Raw genomic sequence first — 13,467 nt, 5'->3', positions numbered from 1 at the left:
TATGACCAACACGAATGAAACTATTCAAGCTAATCAAATTAATCAAGCAAGCCAGCGAAACAGCCATTTGGTATTGGGCGGGGCTCGTTCTGGTAAGTCTAGTTTTGCAGAGCAACAAGCATTATGTGCGCTTGAAGCATGTTCAAATGGACGCCTCAATTATATTGCGACAGCGACATATCTTGATGATGAAATGCGAGAACGAATCGCGCACCATCAACAACGTCGTGGCGAGCAGTGGATTGAGCATGAAGTACCCGTCGAATTAGCCGAAAAACTGCAGTCTTTTGAGAAAGAAGATGTGGTGTTGATTGACTGTCTAACCTTGTGGTTGAACAACATCATCTTTGAACTGGGTGACGATACAACCAATGAACAGGTTGAAGCCGTGGTTGAAGTATTGGTCAAAAGCGTCGAGCAAAGCCCAGCGCAAATTATCATGGTCTCTAACGAAGTTGGCTTAGGTGTGGTGCCGTTGGGTAAAGTGTCGCGCTTATTTGTAGACAATGCAGGACGAATGAACCAAGCGCTAGCTCGCGTCGTTGAGCGCGTCACGCTGGTTGCTGCCGGATTGCCGCTGCACTTAAAACCATCTAATCACTTGCTTGATACTCAAGGCTAGGTCGCACACATGGTCAATGGAACAACCAAAAACATCTACCTCCTAAGACATGGCAAAGTCGAAGGAAAAGCGGCACTCAATGGTTTATCTGATGTGCTGGTCAACCCTGAGCTTCAAGAACAGATATGTGAGGCGCTTGCGACACAAGACATTACCTTCGATAGCGTGGTTAGCTCTCCACTAAGACGATGTGGTGATCTTGCGAGCTTGTTTGCAGAGCGTATGTCTGTGCCTTTATCAGTTGCATCGGGTTTTCAGGAAATGAACTTCGGTGAAGTAGATGGTGTCCCATTTGATGAACTTGAAGACAAGTGGGGAATGTTAGAAACCTTTTGGAAAGACCCTGCTAATCATCAATTAACTGGCGCAGAAAGTTTACAGAGCTTCCACGACAGAGTAACTCAAGCTTGGTCGCAACTTTTGAATGATTCAAGTGACAACATATTGTTGGTTACTCATGGTGGTGTGATTCGCATACTGCTAGCGCACTGCCTTAATATTGATTGGAAAAACCCGAGTTTGTACTCGAAGTTATCGATAGAAAACGCATCGATAACGCATATTCAAGTCACTCAGTTTGCGCAGAGCTTTATCAGCGTTAAATCGATAGGGATACCTGTTCTCTGAGTGTTCAAAAAACACAGTTTAAGAATTAACAATCTTTTAGATCTGTAAATAGAAACAGAAATATAAATAGAAGTATAAAGCGGCGTTCACAGCCGCTATACCTGATTGGTATTACTACCTACGTGAAAGGAATTTAGTCATGACAACACCAAGTTGGGATCTAAGCATTGCTTATAGCGATCTTAATGATGCAAAAATCGAACAGGACATTGAACTCATTCAGCAGTGCATTGAGCTGTTGAACCTACACGTTGAAAAGCGTCATATCATTCTAGCGATGCAAAACGCGATTCAGACTTCAGAAGCGGCAGGCACGTTACTGAGTACAATCAACACCTTCGCTAATTGCCACGCATCGGTCGACGCGACACACACAGAAGCGAAAGCATTGCTTGGTCGTGTAGCGAAGCTGAACTCTGAAATGTCTCAAGCGTTCAGCCCTTACGAAGATACGCTAATTCACGCAGAACCAGAATTTATTGATGCAGTATTAGAGCATGATAGTGCGGACGTAGCAGGCCAACGCTTCGCGATTGAGAGTTCACGTAAGCTTTCAAGCAGCCGACTCAGTGTGGCTGAAGAACAGCTGTTAGCAGCAATGAAAGTGGATGGCCGTGATGCATGGGGTCGTTTATACGATAACCTAACCGGATCTTTAAAACTGTCGCTAAAGCTGGACGGTGAAGAGGAAGCCCTAGGCTTTTCACAAGCCGCGAGCCTGTTGTACGGCAGCGAATTCGACAAACAAGAACCAGCATGGCGCGCGGTTCAAGGTGCGATGAAAACGCACCAAGAGTCTTTTGCTTCGATTCTAAATGCATTGGCGGGTTGGCGACTGACTGAAAACAAAAAGCGTTCGAAGATTAGCGATGTGCATTTCCTAGATCCAAGCCTACACGGCAGCCGCATTGTGCCAGAAACGCTAGACACCATGATGTCGGTAGCGAAAGCTAATCGAGCTGTTGGTCAGAAAGCAGGTTTGTTAATGGCAAGAGTTCACGGGCTAGATGAAATGAAGCCTTGGAATCACTTAGCTGCGATGCCGCCGCTGGGTGACGCTGAATCTAAGGTTTACCCATTTGATGAGGCGATCGACGTGATCAAAACTGCGTTCGCTGAAGTAAATCCAGAGATGGCTGATTTTGTCGCTTTGATGGTTGATAATGGTTGGATTGATGCCGCACCAGCAGCCAACAAACGTTTAGGCGCTTACTGCACCAAGTTTGCTGCTACACGCACTCCGCTTGTGTTCATGACATGGAGCGGTAGCCGCTCAGATTTAATGACATTGGCACACGAGTTAGGCCACGCGTTCCACAACTGGGTGATGAAAGACATGCCGTTGTGTCAAACACGCTACCCAATGACGCTAGCAGAAACCGCTTCGATTTTTGCTGAAAATATCGTTAGAGACCATTTGTTAAAACAAGCTCAAACACGTAACGAGAAACTTGAGATGTTATGGGAAGAGTTGTCTTCTTCACTCGCTTTAATGGTGAACATTCCAGTGCGTTTCGAATTCGAAAAAGCCTTCTACGAGCAGCGTGAAAAAGGCGAGCTAACGGCTCAGCAGCTGTGTGACTTGATGGAAACGACTTGGAAAGAGTGGTATGGCGATGCAATGACAGAAGCTGACCCTTACTTCTGGGCGAGCAAACTGCATTTCAGCATCTCTCAAGTAAGCTTCTACAACTACCCATACTTGTTCGGTTACCTGTTCAGTAAAGGTGTTTACGCTCAGCGCGATGCGAAAGGTGAGCAATTCTACGGCGATTACGTTTCGTTACTTCGTGATACGGGCAGCATGATGGCGGAAGAAGTCGTTCAAAAGCACTTAGGAATGGACCTGACTCAAGCTGATTTTTGGCAACAAAGCATCGACATGGTCAAAGTTCAAATCGATGAATTTGAAAGATTGCTCGATCAGGAAGATTAATTGATCTCAATCTGTTCATAGCAGGTAAGAGCTGTGTTAGCTTACGTGGCTCTTATCTTGCTGGCATAACCTGAGATAAGCCGAAACAACCAAAAGTCTCTTTAAATAGAGAAAGTTATTTGGAACAGATGTCGGTTAGTAAAGTCAGCAGGTAATATAAAAATATATGGGTAGTATTTGTGAGTGATAACGGAGTTTCTGTTGATAAGTGCGATCCTAGCAACACAATTTCTATGTACAATTTATTAACATACGGCCGTGCAATTAAGGAGTAGCGCATGACGAAGACCCTCTTTCGCCAATCATTTCTTTTTGACAGCCTAGATCTTGAGCAAGAAGTGGTTGCAGGACAGACCGTACTGAGTAACGGTGTTCAAATTAAGCTTCATCAACGCGGTGTCTTGGAAGTGATTCCCGCGGATTTTAATTCTGAAACCAAGAACATCATTTTTTCAACCGGTGTTCATGGCGACGAAACTTCACCAATGGAGCTGATCGATAAGCTCATTGAGGATATTGAAACAGGTTTCCAAGTAGTAAACGCGAGATGCTTGTTTATCATAGCTCACCCAGAAGCCACTAACGCGCATACTCGTTTTCTTGATGTGAACATGAATCGTCTGTTTGATGAAAAGCAGTACGAGAGCAATCGAGAAGTGGACATCGCGAAGAACCTTAAGTACTTGGTTACTGAGTTTTACAAGGAAACGGTACCTGCCACTCGTTGGCACTTAGATCTGCACTGTGCGATCCGTTTGTCTAAGCATTACTCGTTTGCAGTGAGCCCTAAAGTTCGCCACGAAGTACGCAGTAAAGAGCTGTTTGATTTCATTAACAGTGCGCACGTGGAAGCAGTGTTGTTGTCAAATGCGCCAACCAGTACATTCAGTTGGTACAGTGCTGAAAACTTCGAAGCGCAAGCACTGACAATGGAACTAGGGCAGGTCGCGAGAATTGGTGAGAACCAACTTGATAAGCTAACGGCTTTTGACTTGGCGATGCGTAACTTGATTGCTGAAGTTGAGCCAGAGCATTTACCTAAGCGAACCATCACTTATCGCGTGAGCAGAACCATTGTTCGTTTACATGATGACTTCGATTTCATGTTCTCAGATTCTGTAGAGAACTTTACCGCGTTCAAGCACGGTGAAGTATTCGGTCATGATGGTGATAAACCGTTAATGGCTAAGAATGAAAACGAAGCGGTGGTGTTCCCTAATCGTAATGTTGCTATCGGTCAACGAGCAGCCTTAATGGTGTGTGAAGTTGAAACGCGATTCGACCATGGTCAGCTTGTGTACGATTAATATCGATTCGGGTTTAAACGACGAAAACAACCGCTCAACTGGTTGAAATATCAAGGTTCGCATTACGGTGTGAGCCTTGAGTTTATTTGGGGATACAGGTAAGGTTACGCGAACATTTTCAAAGTAGCTTGATATGGATTTCCAACAACTTCTTCACCAAAAACAGCGCAAATGGACTAGAGCCATTTATCTGATGGCAGCACTGCTTGTCGCGCTGAGTGCAATTTACCTAATGGTTGGCGATCTCTTCATTTCCCCTCTGGACACCTTGTCCACGTTAGAACAAAAACTACTGATTGATTTACGCTTACCTCGATTATTAGCAGCTATTGCTATCGGGGCAGGGCTAGCAGTATCTGGCGCAAGCTTACAAGTCTTATTAGGCAACGTATTGGCTGAGCCTGGTGTGCTCGGCATTTCTGGCGGTGCAAGCTTAGCCATGGTTATTGTGCTGTTCTTCTTGCCGTTTGCTCCGACTCCAGAACTGTTCATGATTGCCGCCGTTTTAGGCTCGCTCTGTTTCACCGTGATACTGGTAAGCATGGTAAAAACGATGCGACTCACCACGGCTAAATTACTGCTGGTGGGTGTCGCGTTAGGCATTCTTTCTGGCGCGATGGTGACATGGGCGTTCTATTTTAGTGATGACTTAAGTCTACGCTTATTGATGTATTGGCTGATGGGCAGCTTAGGTGGCGTCACTTGGTATCAACACTCGCTCACGTTGGTGATGATCCCCGTGATTATTTGGCTGTGCCTGCAAGGTAGTAAGCTAGATAAGTTAATGATTGGCGAAACGCATGCCGCACAGTTAGGCGTAAACGTACCGAGATTGCGCTGGCGTCTAATTTTCGCCGTGTCTATTTTAGTCGGCTGCGCGGTAGCTTTAGGTGGCGTGATCAGCTTTGTTGGCTTGGTTGTGCCACACTTATTGCGTTTAGCGATTGGTACTGATAACAAATACCTTCTTCCTTTGTCTGCCGTTGCTGGCGCTGCGTTGTTGGTGTTTGCTGATATCTGTGCAAGAACCTTATTAGATTCCGCAGAGCTGCCTTTGGGTGTGATGACCACCAGTATCGGTGCGCCTATCTTCATTTGGATGTTAATTAAAAATCATGATTCAAATTAAGAGCCTGAGCGTTGGCGCTCGTTTATTACCACTATCATTTGAGCTCAAGCAAGGGCAGGTGACTCACGTTATCGGCCCTAATGGCAGCGGTAAAAGTACCTTGCTCGAAGCGATATCTGGAATTGGTGATGGTTACAAAGGCGATATAAAGATCGACGGGCAGGATTTGTCGGAGCTGTCTTTACAAGATTTATCATTGCATCGTGCTTACTTGTGCCAAAGCGCAAGGCCAGCCTTCAACTTAGAAGTGTTCCAATATCTTGCATTGTCACTGCCAAGCTCCTCACACGGCCTTGATGTTGAAATCAACGCAGCTTTGGAAGAAATCAGCCAGATGCTAGACATTGCAGACAAACTTCATCGCTCAATTCAGACACTGTCTGGTGGTGAATGGCAACGCGTTCGTTTGGCGGGAATGTGCCTGCAAATTTGGCCGACGCTCAATCCTTACGCAAAGCTGCTGATCCTAGACGAACCTGCAGCGCCGTTGGATATTGCTCAAGAAGCGTTGCTGTATAAGCTTATCGAACGAGTGGCTGAGAAGGGCATTGCGGTTATTATGGCTAACCACGACCTGAACCGAACCTTGAGGCATGCCGACCAAGTACTGCTGCTCGAAAAGGGCGTACTACAAGCATCTGGCAGTGCAGAGCAAGTGCTTGTGCCTGAACAGCTAGAATCCGTATTTAACACGCAAGTAAAAAGCATCTCGGTCGACAATCAAACTTATCTGCTGTTTGGTTAACTTAAGCTCATCAATACAAGGCAATCTATATGTTTAGATATATTCAACGACGACGAATCAAGAAAGTAATCAAATCACTTTCTGCAAAGTTGGTGAAAGCGTACGGAAGCAGTGACTTTTTCTCTATTGGGCAAGTAGAAACGAGTTCATGTGAATTAAGTAAGCGCCAACAACTGGTTGCCTTAGCATTGTTTGCTGATCCACAAGACCTTGCTGCTGAAATTGCTCCAGCCATTCAATTGCTGCGTAATAATGTGTCTAATGACTTCTTCGGTGGTGAGGAATATAACGCGCGTGATGTACTTAATTTGTTGGGCGGTGGCGGTTGGAAGGGCGGTCGTATGGACGATGATATGTCGAATCGATTTGGCATGAATAGCCGCTATTAGTTTAGCTCGTTCAAATTAACGTTTAATGATTTATCCATTTATAAACGTATACGCTCAATAGCTTAGCGACTTTACAGCAGTCTCAACAACGTAATAATAATGATGATAAAAAGCACTCAATATCATTATTTATGCGAGCGTTTCACTCCAATTAATTCAATGAAAAAATACCTTCCTAGCGATCTATCTTCTTAGGGAATGCGTAATTTTTGTGGGTAAAAATTGATAATTCGAACCAATATCATCTATCTACAACGCATTTGTTTGAGTTGTGTGATGCTGATTCCTATTAATATAAAACCCGCTGTTATTGATAAAATTGACGTATATATTTTTCGTTGTTCTTTAAGTCGGAAACTATAAACCTTCGAATTACAGTGCTGGTTGGTTAGTAACCAATTGGTTTTGTGTTTAGGGTAAAATAATAGAGAGTGGGAAAGTGACAACAATAAATAATAATATTCTAAAAATAGCAGTGGGTATGGCTATGCTATCGAGTGTGCCGTCAGTGGCAAATGCTCATGGTTGGTCTGAGTTTCCAAGCGCGCGTCAGAACACGTGTTACGAGCAAGGCGGGATTTGGTCGGGTACACCACCTAATGCTGCGTGTGCTCAAGCAAAAGACATTTCGGGTTCATACCCGTTTGTTCAACGTAACGAGTACGCGAAAAATGTCCAAGATTTCAATAATATCAATGCTGTAAAAGCGGCGATTCCTGACGGCACGTTATGTTATGCCAACGATTCGCAAAAACGCGGCATGGGTGCGCCTCATACTGGTTGGACTCGTACCGAGCTAAATACTGGTACGTTTGAATATGTATTCAATGCGACAGCGCCACACAACCCTTCTTTCTGGGAGTTCTACCTAACGAAACCAAACGCGGACCTAAGCAAAGGCCTAGCGTGGGGAGACTTAGATCTTATCCAAGAAGAGGGTAACGTTCCGGTTAATGGCGGCAAGTACCGCATTAATGTCACTATTCCTTCAGACCGTTCTGGCGATGCGATTCTATTCGTTCGTTGGCAACGTGATGATGCTGTGGGCGAAGGCTTCTACAACTGTTCAGACATCACTATCGCGGGTGGCACAACCCCTCCACCAGAGCCGGGTCCAGAGCCTGATCTAGTGCGTGGTGACCTATTCATTTCAGAAGGTTTTGGAACTCCACAAGCTGGCGACACCGTTAAGTACGATATCATCAACAAGTATGGTGAAGTAGCGCGAAGCTTCGACATCGTCATTGATGCTTCAAACGTTAACGATTGGGCTCGTTTGTTGGCTTCAGAAATTAACGGCTGGCATGAAGAGTTTAAAGACGGCGCGATCTTCATTGGTGATTGGCACGCTGAAATGCAGCACTACATGTACTTCCAAAACGATCCTTCACGCAACTTCTTCAACTCAAAAGATAGCCGTGCTTCTGGTCAGTTAACGCTGATTGACGGTGGCGACGGTGGTGTTGAACCACTGAAAGGTGATATCTACGAGCTAGTGAAGAGTGACAACGTAGTGAATGCTGGCGACAAAGTTGTAATTGCAACAAGCGAAGCGGCGACATTGACTCAAACTCAAGGTACTTCTGTAAGCATTCAAAATAACGGCACGGCTTCTATCGTAGTTGATACCACTGGCATCACTGCAAACGAAACTTTATCGTTTATGGCTAGCTCGATTGAAAGCGACAGTGTTGAAACCTTCACTTTTGAAGTAATTGCCGATGACGGTGGCGTGACACCAGACCCAGATCCAACGCCGGATCCTGATCCGACTCCTGACCCAGACCCTACGCCAGATCCAGGTACGTGGGACTCATCAGCGACTTACCTTGGTGGCGAAGTCGTGACTTACTCGAACCAGTCATGGAAAGCACAATGGTGGGTTCAAGGTGGTACTAACCCTAAAGCGACTTACGAAAATGACAAATGGGGCGTTTGGCGTCCAGCCAACTAATCTTAACTATTGTTAGTTAATTAGCCTTGCAATAATAACCAAGACACCACACTTTTTGACGAGTGTGGTGTCTTTTTTAGCGTCTGCATTTGCGGTTTTGAACGTCATTAGCTTAGAGAAAAGTGACTCAGAAACGGAGTCTTAATCGCTGAGCAAAGCTCTGTAATCGGATAAGAGTTATATAGAAAACAAGAGCTATATAACGTTTTGTAATGTGTTGACGAATTATTTCAGAATAAGGTTTTCTTTAATCTCATCGTTAAGATACCCCTGATCAAAATCTGGTGTCATAAATTCGACGGAGGAGGAGTCTAGATAGCTGGTTTCTAGATAACTCGGCTCTAGATAATGGGGGTCTAAGTGATCAGCACTTACGTAGGTGGGAATCGCAGAAAACAAAACGATACTGATCGCTGCAGCGATATTAATGACTTTGTTGCGTTGAGAAGTAATTTTCATAGTAGTGCCCTCGAAAGGTGGGCAAATCCATCTGCCTATGAGAATTGAATCTGAGATGTTTAGAAGTCGTAAGACAAACCAAGTGTAATGATGCTGTCGTTGTCGATTGAGCCAATTAGATTGTCGCCAACTTGTAGGTTACCCTCGTTGGTGTTGAAGTAGGTGTATTTCACGTAGGGCGTCCAGTCGTCGATGCTTTTAGAGAGAACGACTTCGTGCTCATTGGTACGGTAGTCACCTTGATGAAAATAGATATTGTCACCGTCATGGGTAAACCCGCCATTGGATCCATCACTGTTTTCGTGAGTGTATTGGTAAGCTAAATCCCAACCGGCGAGTGAGTACCCTGCACCGGCGATGAACTTATTGGTGTTAATCGCGGTGTCGCTTACATTTTCGAGTACTTGCCCTGACTGTTTATATCCCAATCCACTGAATACATTGAAGTTGTCGTTCACTTGATAATCGATAATACCTTCGATTAATAACTCTTCACCGTTGTCCCATTTACCAAGTTCACCGTATAGGTTGAACGTGAAAGACTCGCTGATGTTAAAATCGTGCCCATAACCCGCGGCTAGCCAACCCTGGTCATCAAAACCTATATAGACTTGTCCATTTTCTGAGGTATCGATTAATGCGCCAGCTTCTGTGGTGTAGACACCGTTATCAGCAGCATTAGAGGCAACGTTTTGTTCGATGTAAACTTGAGTCGAAGTCGCAAACGCTGCGCTGCTGAGTAACGTAAGTGGTAGAGCAATAAGGTTAAGTTTTTTCATGGATTCTCCAGTGTCGTTCTATTGAATTAACTTGCTGGAGAGTATGTGATTAAACTGAATTTATATTAATAGGGTTAACTTTAGTTAAAACCTCAGTTTCATTTATGTTTCCTTAATGCTGATTTGATTGCTTCACGGGTTTTGATGTGCTGTTCGTCTTTAGCGTAGCGGCGGTGATAGAGCATTCGAAACGTGATCGGTCTTAATTTGATGGGGATAGGGTGAACGCGTAAGCCAAGCGCTGGTGCAAGCATTTCTGCAAAAGAGCGAGTAGAAGCGGCGATATAATCTGTCGTGCTTGCCAAAATCAGCATGCTTGAAATTGAGCTGGTTTCAATTCTGACTTTTCTCGGCTCGATATCGCTCTCTGATAAAAACTCGACCGTGTTCATGTTGGCGCGTTTGATCTTGAGTGCAATATGTTCCTCTTGGAAATACTCCTCTTTACTCAGTGTCTCACCAATTCGAGGGTGGTTAATTCGAGTCAGACACACGGGTTCCTCATCGACGATGGTTTCTTCAATCAATGAGTGTTTCTTACTCGAAAGTACATCAATGACGATATCCACTTTTTGCGCAGTAAGCGCATCAAACAGTTCTTCCTCTTCGAGCGGCGCTTCCGTAAAGCTTACGCCTTCAACCTTGCTAACGAAATGAAGCAAGCTCTCTGTGCAATAGACTTTAAGGTCATTCTTTTGCTGCTCAACCGTTCCAATGATGTTCAATGGGTCTTCTATCTTATTAGCGAGTGATACCGCTGCACCAGTAGGCGCGATACCTCGTCCTTCTCTCACAAATAAAGCCTTGCCCACGACCCCTTCGAGTCTCTTAATCGCCGCGCTTACCGCGGGTTGAGAAATATCGAGCTGCTCTGATGCCACGGTGATAGAGCTGTGTTTGTAAACGGCCAAAAATGTCGTCAGTAGATTAAGGTCCAAATTCAGTTCCCTCTATTTTTATTGCCACTCATTCAAATCATTGTGGAGTCACTATTAACTCATAAATGAAATGGAGGTTTTAAGTAAAGTTTACACTATATATCAAGGTTCTGTTTATTAATAAACTTGTTTGCATCGGAGTGAGGAAGGAACTTCATTCATTTACTAAATACTCAGACCGATAGGTGAAACTATGAGAACTTTCGCAAAATTATCAATCATCTCTACAGCAATGATCATCACGACAACCGCTTTTGCTGCTGACCCAATGATGCAATACAACACCAAGCAGACTAACTCTGATATTCAAAAACTCGAGAAATTTGAATATCACGAGGGTGAAACCCTTGAAGAGTATCTGAGCACTCAACCTAAGGGGAACTTGTACTCTTCAGAAGAAGAAGTGCTTTCTGTGTTAATGGGCGGTGTAAACAATGGTGACTATCGCAAAGAAACCAATTCAGGTTGGAAAGAAGGCCTGATGTTTGAGGGCATTGCACCTTATGGCGATCACATGGTGTCGGGCGCCAACTGGTTCCCACGCACTGAAGAAGTTCAACCGGATGAAATGCGTGTCACGTTCATGGGAACATCACCAATGATTCGCCCGGGGCAGGCAAACACCTCGATATACGTAGAACTGGGTAACGGCTCTAACTTTGTCTTTGATTTAGGTGAAGGATCAATTGCGAACTACGTAGCGGCGGGTGTCGCGATGAATGAACTCGACCATATTTTCATTACTCACTTGCACGTAGATCATTACGGCTCATTACCTTATCTGTATCAATTTGGTGGTTGGAATGGTCGCTGGGAAAAGCCGCTTAACATTTATGGCCCGAGTGGTGCGACTCCAGAATATGGCACTCGTCATATGATTGAAGGCATGCAACAAATGTTGAACTGGCACACCGATGCATTTGATGTGTTCCCATCAGGCAACGACATTGTGGTTCACGAGTTTGATTTCCGCGACGACGGTGGCGTTATCTATGACCAAGACAATGTGGAAGTGATTCACTGGCGACGCAGTCACGCAAAAGATGGCGCGTCTGGTTACCGCTTAAATTGGACTCAAGATGACGGTCGAGTGCTTTCGTTTGTTTGGACAGGAGATGGTCGCCCAACAGAGTTGGATTTGAAATACGCAAAAGGTGCAGACTTGTTCATTACTGAACTGCAAACCGAAACGTTTGGCGTGTCTTCGATTATTCAAGGTGTGCCGCCATTCCTAGCACGTTACACCGTTGATACTCACCATACACCAGCGTACGCGGCGGGTTATGTGGCGAATGAAGTACAACCGCGCTTGTTCATGACAACGCACATGACATTCGACCCATATCTCAATGAGGAAACTGTTGCAGAGGTTCGCCACCATTGGCAAGGGCCTTACCACTTCGGTGCGCCAGATGGCATTGTCGTGAACATGACCAAAGATAATGCGTGGGTTCGTGAAGGTATTTTACCTGATTTCCCGAATGCGAGAGCGCCACAATTTGATATGGCAGATGGGTCTGACTTTAGAATCCCGCTGCCGAAAAACAGCCGTGAAGACATACAAGAACAAGAGATTCGTGATTTAGAGTTGGATCCAAAGCTGTACTACCCAGAAGGCTACCACCCAGAGCTGTTAACAGAGTGGCCAGTCGACCGTGACATCGTGATCCCAGCTGAACAAGTACCAGAAGCAATGAAGCAAGGTATGAACACCAAGCAAGAATACATGGATAGAGTGCGTGCTCACCACAATCTTGAGCGCAAGTCGGTAAGTCGTCCAACTGAGCCTGGTGAAGGAGCAGGAACCGACAACAAATAGGGTATTTGTAGTGAGGGCTGATATTGCCCTCACATCCTAAAAAGTTAGGTAAACAAACCCATTCTCTTACTCAATCATAAAACTATTGCTTACAACTTCTTTGCTTAGAATATCTGGAGTTCATTATGAAAAAATCAATTTTAGCGGTCGTCATTCTATCTTTAGTGTCAGCGTCTGTTTTCGCTAACGGACAATCCAATGCTCACAACTATCAACCTGGTGCGACGAATAACTCAGAACGTTTAGCGGATATTGATCCTAACTACGAACTGACCTTACCTTCAGAAAAAGAAGGCTACACCATGTATGACAACCAATCCATGTCAGATGGCGGGACCTACACAACGTATGTCAAACCGAATCCTTCCGATGCAATGCATGTCGCCGATGAAGGCTCACTAAAAATAACGCATGGAGAAGGTGGTGTCATTATGACGGAATACACCACAAAGAATGGCCAACACACGTTTTCAGTGATGTGCGGCTACACCTCGGGTCCATCGTACTGGGCTGACGGAAAACCAGCGAAGGTATGTGAAGAGGCGCAAGCACTAGCGGTTGCATTGGAAGCAAAAGGTGAATGGGAGGTGAAGCCAATGACTTACACCATCGCACCAGCAAGAATCGTAGTTGATAAGTGATTTTTGTCTACAGAACGCTCGTTATATCGAGCCTCGTTATCCAACCATATTGATTATTTGTAGTGAGACAGAGGGGTACTCAGGCTGAAATGGTCTGAAGTTCCCCTTAACTTAGCTCACAA

At 44.9% G+C, this 13,467-nt stretch carries 13 protein-coding genes; 10 read left to right on the top strand and 3 right to left on the bottom strand.

Going from position 1 to position 13,467, the window contains the following annotated elements; genetic code table 11:
• The first annotated feature begins 1 nt into the window (after position 1).
• The 8 genes from cobU (at position 2) to AB4558_RS05865 (ending at position 8,709) form a co-directional block, all read left to right on the top strand.
• Positions 2-622, top strand: coding sequence for a bifunctional adenosylcobinamide kinase/adenosylcobinamide-phosphate guanylyltransferase (cobU, locus tag AB4558_RS05900; RefSeq protein ID WP_372074038.1), 621 nt, complete (start codon positions 2-4; stop codon positions 620-622).
• A 9-nt stretch (positions 623-631) separates the two neighbouring features.
• On the top strand, positions 632-1,249 hold the full coding sequence (gene cobC, locus AB4558_RS05895; RefSeq protein WP_372074040.1) for an alpha-ribazole phosphatase family protein: 618 nt from the start codon (positions 632-634) through the stop codon (positions 1,247-1,249).
• Between the two features lie 139 nt (positions 1,250-1,388).
• Entirely contained in the window at positions 1,389-3,185 is a 1,797-nt protein-coding gene (locus AB4558_RS05890) for a M3 family oligoendopeptidase (RefSeq protein ID WP_372074042.1), read from the top strand.
• Positions 3,186-3,463: 278 nt separating this feature from the next.
• Entirely contained in the window at positions 3,464-4,492 is a 1,029-nt protein-coding gene (locus AB4558_RS05885) for a succinylglutamate desuccinylase (RefSeq protein ID WP_372074043.1), read from the top strand.
• Between the two features lie 133 nt (positions 4,493-4,625).
• Positions 4,626-5,621: a vitamin B12 ABC transporter permease BtuC gene (gene btuC, locus AB4558_RS05880; RefSeq protein ID WP_017070911.1), complete on the top strand. Its 996-nt coding sequence runs from the start codon at positions 4,626-4,628 to the stop codon at positions 5,619-5,621.
• Positions 5,608-6,366, top strand: a complete 759-nt coding sequence (btuD, locus tag AB4558_RS05875; RefSeq protein WP_372074045.1) for a vitamin B12 ABC transporter ATP-binding protein BtuD — start codon at positions 5,608-5,610, stop codon at positions 6,364-6,366. The genes btuC and btuD overlap by 14 nt, the downstream gene beginning before the upstream one ends.
• A 29-nt stretch (positions 6,367-6,395) precedes the next feature.
• Positions 6,396-6,755 carry a DUF6559 family protein gene (locus AB4558_RS05870; protein WP_102320089.1) on the top strand — a complete coding sequence of 120 codons (360 nt, stop codon included), beginning with the start codon at positions 6,396-6,398 and terminating at the stop codon, positions 6,753-6,755.
• Positions 6,756-7,242: 487 nt separating this feature from the next.
• A complete protein-coding gene (locus tag AB4558_RS05865; RefSeq protein ID WP_372074116.1) occupies positions 7,243-8,709 on the top strand; it encodes a lytic polysaccharide monooxygenase in 1,467 nt (488 codons plus the stop codon).
• Between the two features lie 225 nt (positions 8,710-8,934).
• Here the strand turns inward: AB4558_RS05865 and AB4558_RS05860 are convergent, their stop codons facing one another.
• From AB4558_RS05860 to AB4558_RS05850, 3 genes are all read right to left on the bottom strand, one after another.
• The gene (locus AB4558_RS05860) at positions 8,935-9,168 is read right to left on the bottom strand and encodes a hypothetical protein (RefSeq protein WP_372074047.1); all 234 of its coding nucleotides are present in this window, start codon (positions 9,166-9,168) and stop codon (positions 8,935-8,937) included.
• A 59-nt stretch (positions 9,169-9,227) separates the two neighbouring features.
• Positions 9,228-9,947 (bottom strand): hypothetical protein, encoded by a 720-nt coding sequence (locus AB4558_RS05855; RefSeq protein WP_372074049.1) that lies wholly within the window; start codon positions 9,945-9,947, stop codon positions 9,228-9,230.
• A gap of 98 nt (positions 9,948-10,045) precedes the next feature.
• Positions 10,046-10,885 (bottom strand): LysR family transcriptional regulator, encoded by an 840-nt coding sequence (locus tag AB4558_RS05850; protein ID WP_372074051.1) that lies wholly within the window; start codon positions 10,883-10,885, stop codon positions 10,046-10,048.
• A 193-nt stretch (positions 10,886-11,078) separates the two neighbouring features.
• On the opposite strand from AB4558_RS05850, the gene gntH reads away from it, so the two are divergent.
• Together gntH and AB4558_RS05840 are read left to right on the top strand one after the other, a co-directional pair.
• Positions 11,079-12,704: a guanitoxin biosynthesis MBL fold metallo-hydrolase GntH gene (gntH, locus tag AB4558_RS05845; RefSeq protein WP_017068281.1), complete on the top strand. Its 1,626-nt coding sequence runs from the start codon at positions 11,079-11,081 to the stop codon at positions 12,702-12,704.
• A gap of 125 nt (positions 12,705-12,829) precedes the next feature.
• A complete protein-coding gene (locus AB4558_RS05840) occupies positions 12,830-13,345 on the top strand; it encodes a hypothetical protein (protein ID WP_017068282.1) in 516 nt (171 codons plus the stop codon).
• Positions 13,346-13,467: the final 122 nt, after the last annotated feature.

Source organism: Vibrio sp. 10N.222.51.C5 (genome assembly GCF_041474575.1).
GTDB lineage: Bacteria > Pseudomonadota > Gammaproteobacteria > Enterobacterales > Vibrionaceae > Vibrio > Vibrio crassostreae_C.
This window is presented reverse-complemented; position numbering and strand designations above follow the sequence as displayed.

Coding starts and splice junctions, on each gene's coding strand:
- cobU (WP_372074038.1), top strand. CDS start 2: ATGACCAACACGAATGAAACTATTCAAGCTAATCAAATTAATCAAGCA.
- cobC (WP_372074040.1), top strand. CDS start 632: ATGGTCAATGGAACAACCAAAAACATCTACCTCCTAAGACATGGCAAA.
- AB4558_RS05890 (WP_372074042.1), top strand. CDS start 1,389: ATGACAACACCAAGTTGGGATCTAAGCATTGCTTATAGCGATCTTAAT.
- AB4558_RS05885 (WP_372074043.1), top strand. CDS start 3,464: ATGACGAAGACCCTCTTTCGCCAATCATTTCTTTTTGACAGCCTAGAT.
- btuC (WP_017070911.1), top strand. CDS start 4,626: ATGGATTTCCAACAACTTCTTCACCAAAAACAGCGCAAATGGACTAGA.
- btuD (WP_372074045.1), top strand. CDS start 5,608: ATGATTCAAATTAAGAGCCTGAGCGTTGGCGCTCGTTTATTACCACTA.
- AB4558_RS05870 (WP_102320089.1), top strand. CDS start 6,396: ATGTTTAGATATATTCAACGACGACGAATCAAGAAAGTAATCAAATCA.
- AB4558_RS05865 (WP_372074116.1), top strand. CDS start 7,243: ATGCTATCGAGTGTGCCGTCAGTGGCAAATGCTCATGGTTGGTCTGAG.
- AB4558_RS05860 (WP_372074047.1), bottom strand. CDS start 9,168: ATGAAAATTACTTCTCAACGCAACAAAGTCATTAATATCGCTGCAGCG.
- AB4558_RS05855 (WP_372074049.1), bottom strand. CDS start 9,947: ATGAAAAAACTTAACCTTATTGCTCTACCACTTACGTTACTCAGCAGC.
- gntH (WP_017068281.1), top strand. CDS start 11,079: ATGAGAACTTTCGCAAAATTATCAATCATCTCTACAGCAATGATCATC.
- AB4558_RS05840 (WP_017068282.1), top strand. CDS start 12,830: ATGAAAAAATCAATTTTAGCGGTCGTCATTCTATCTTTAGTGTCAGCG.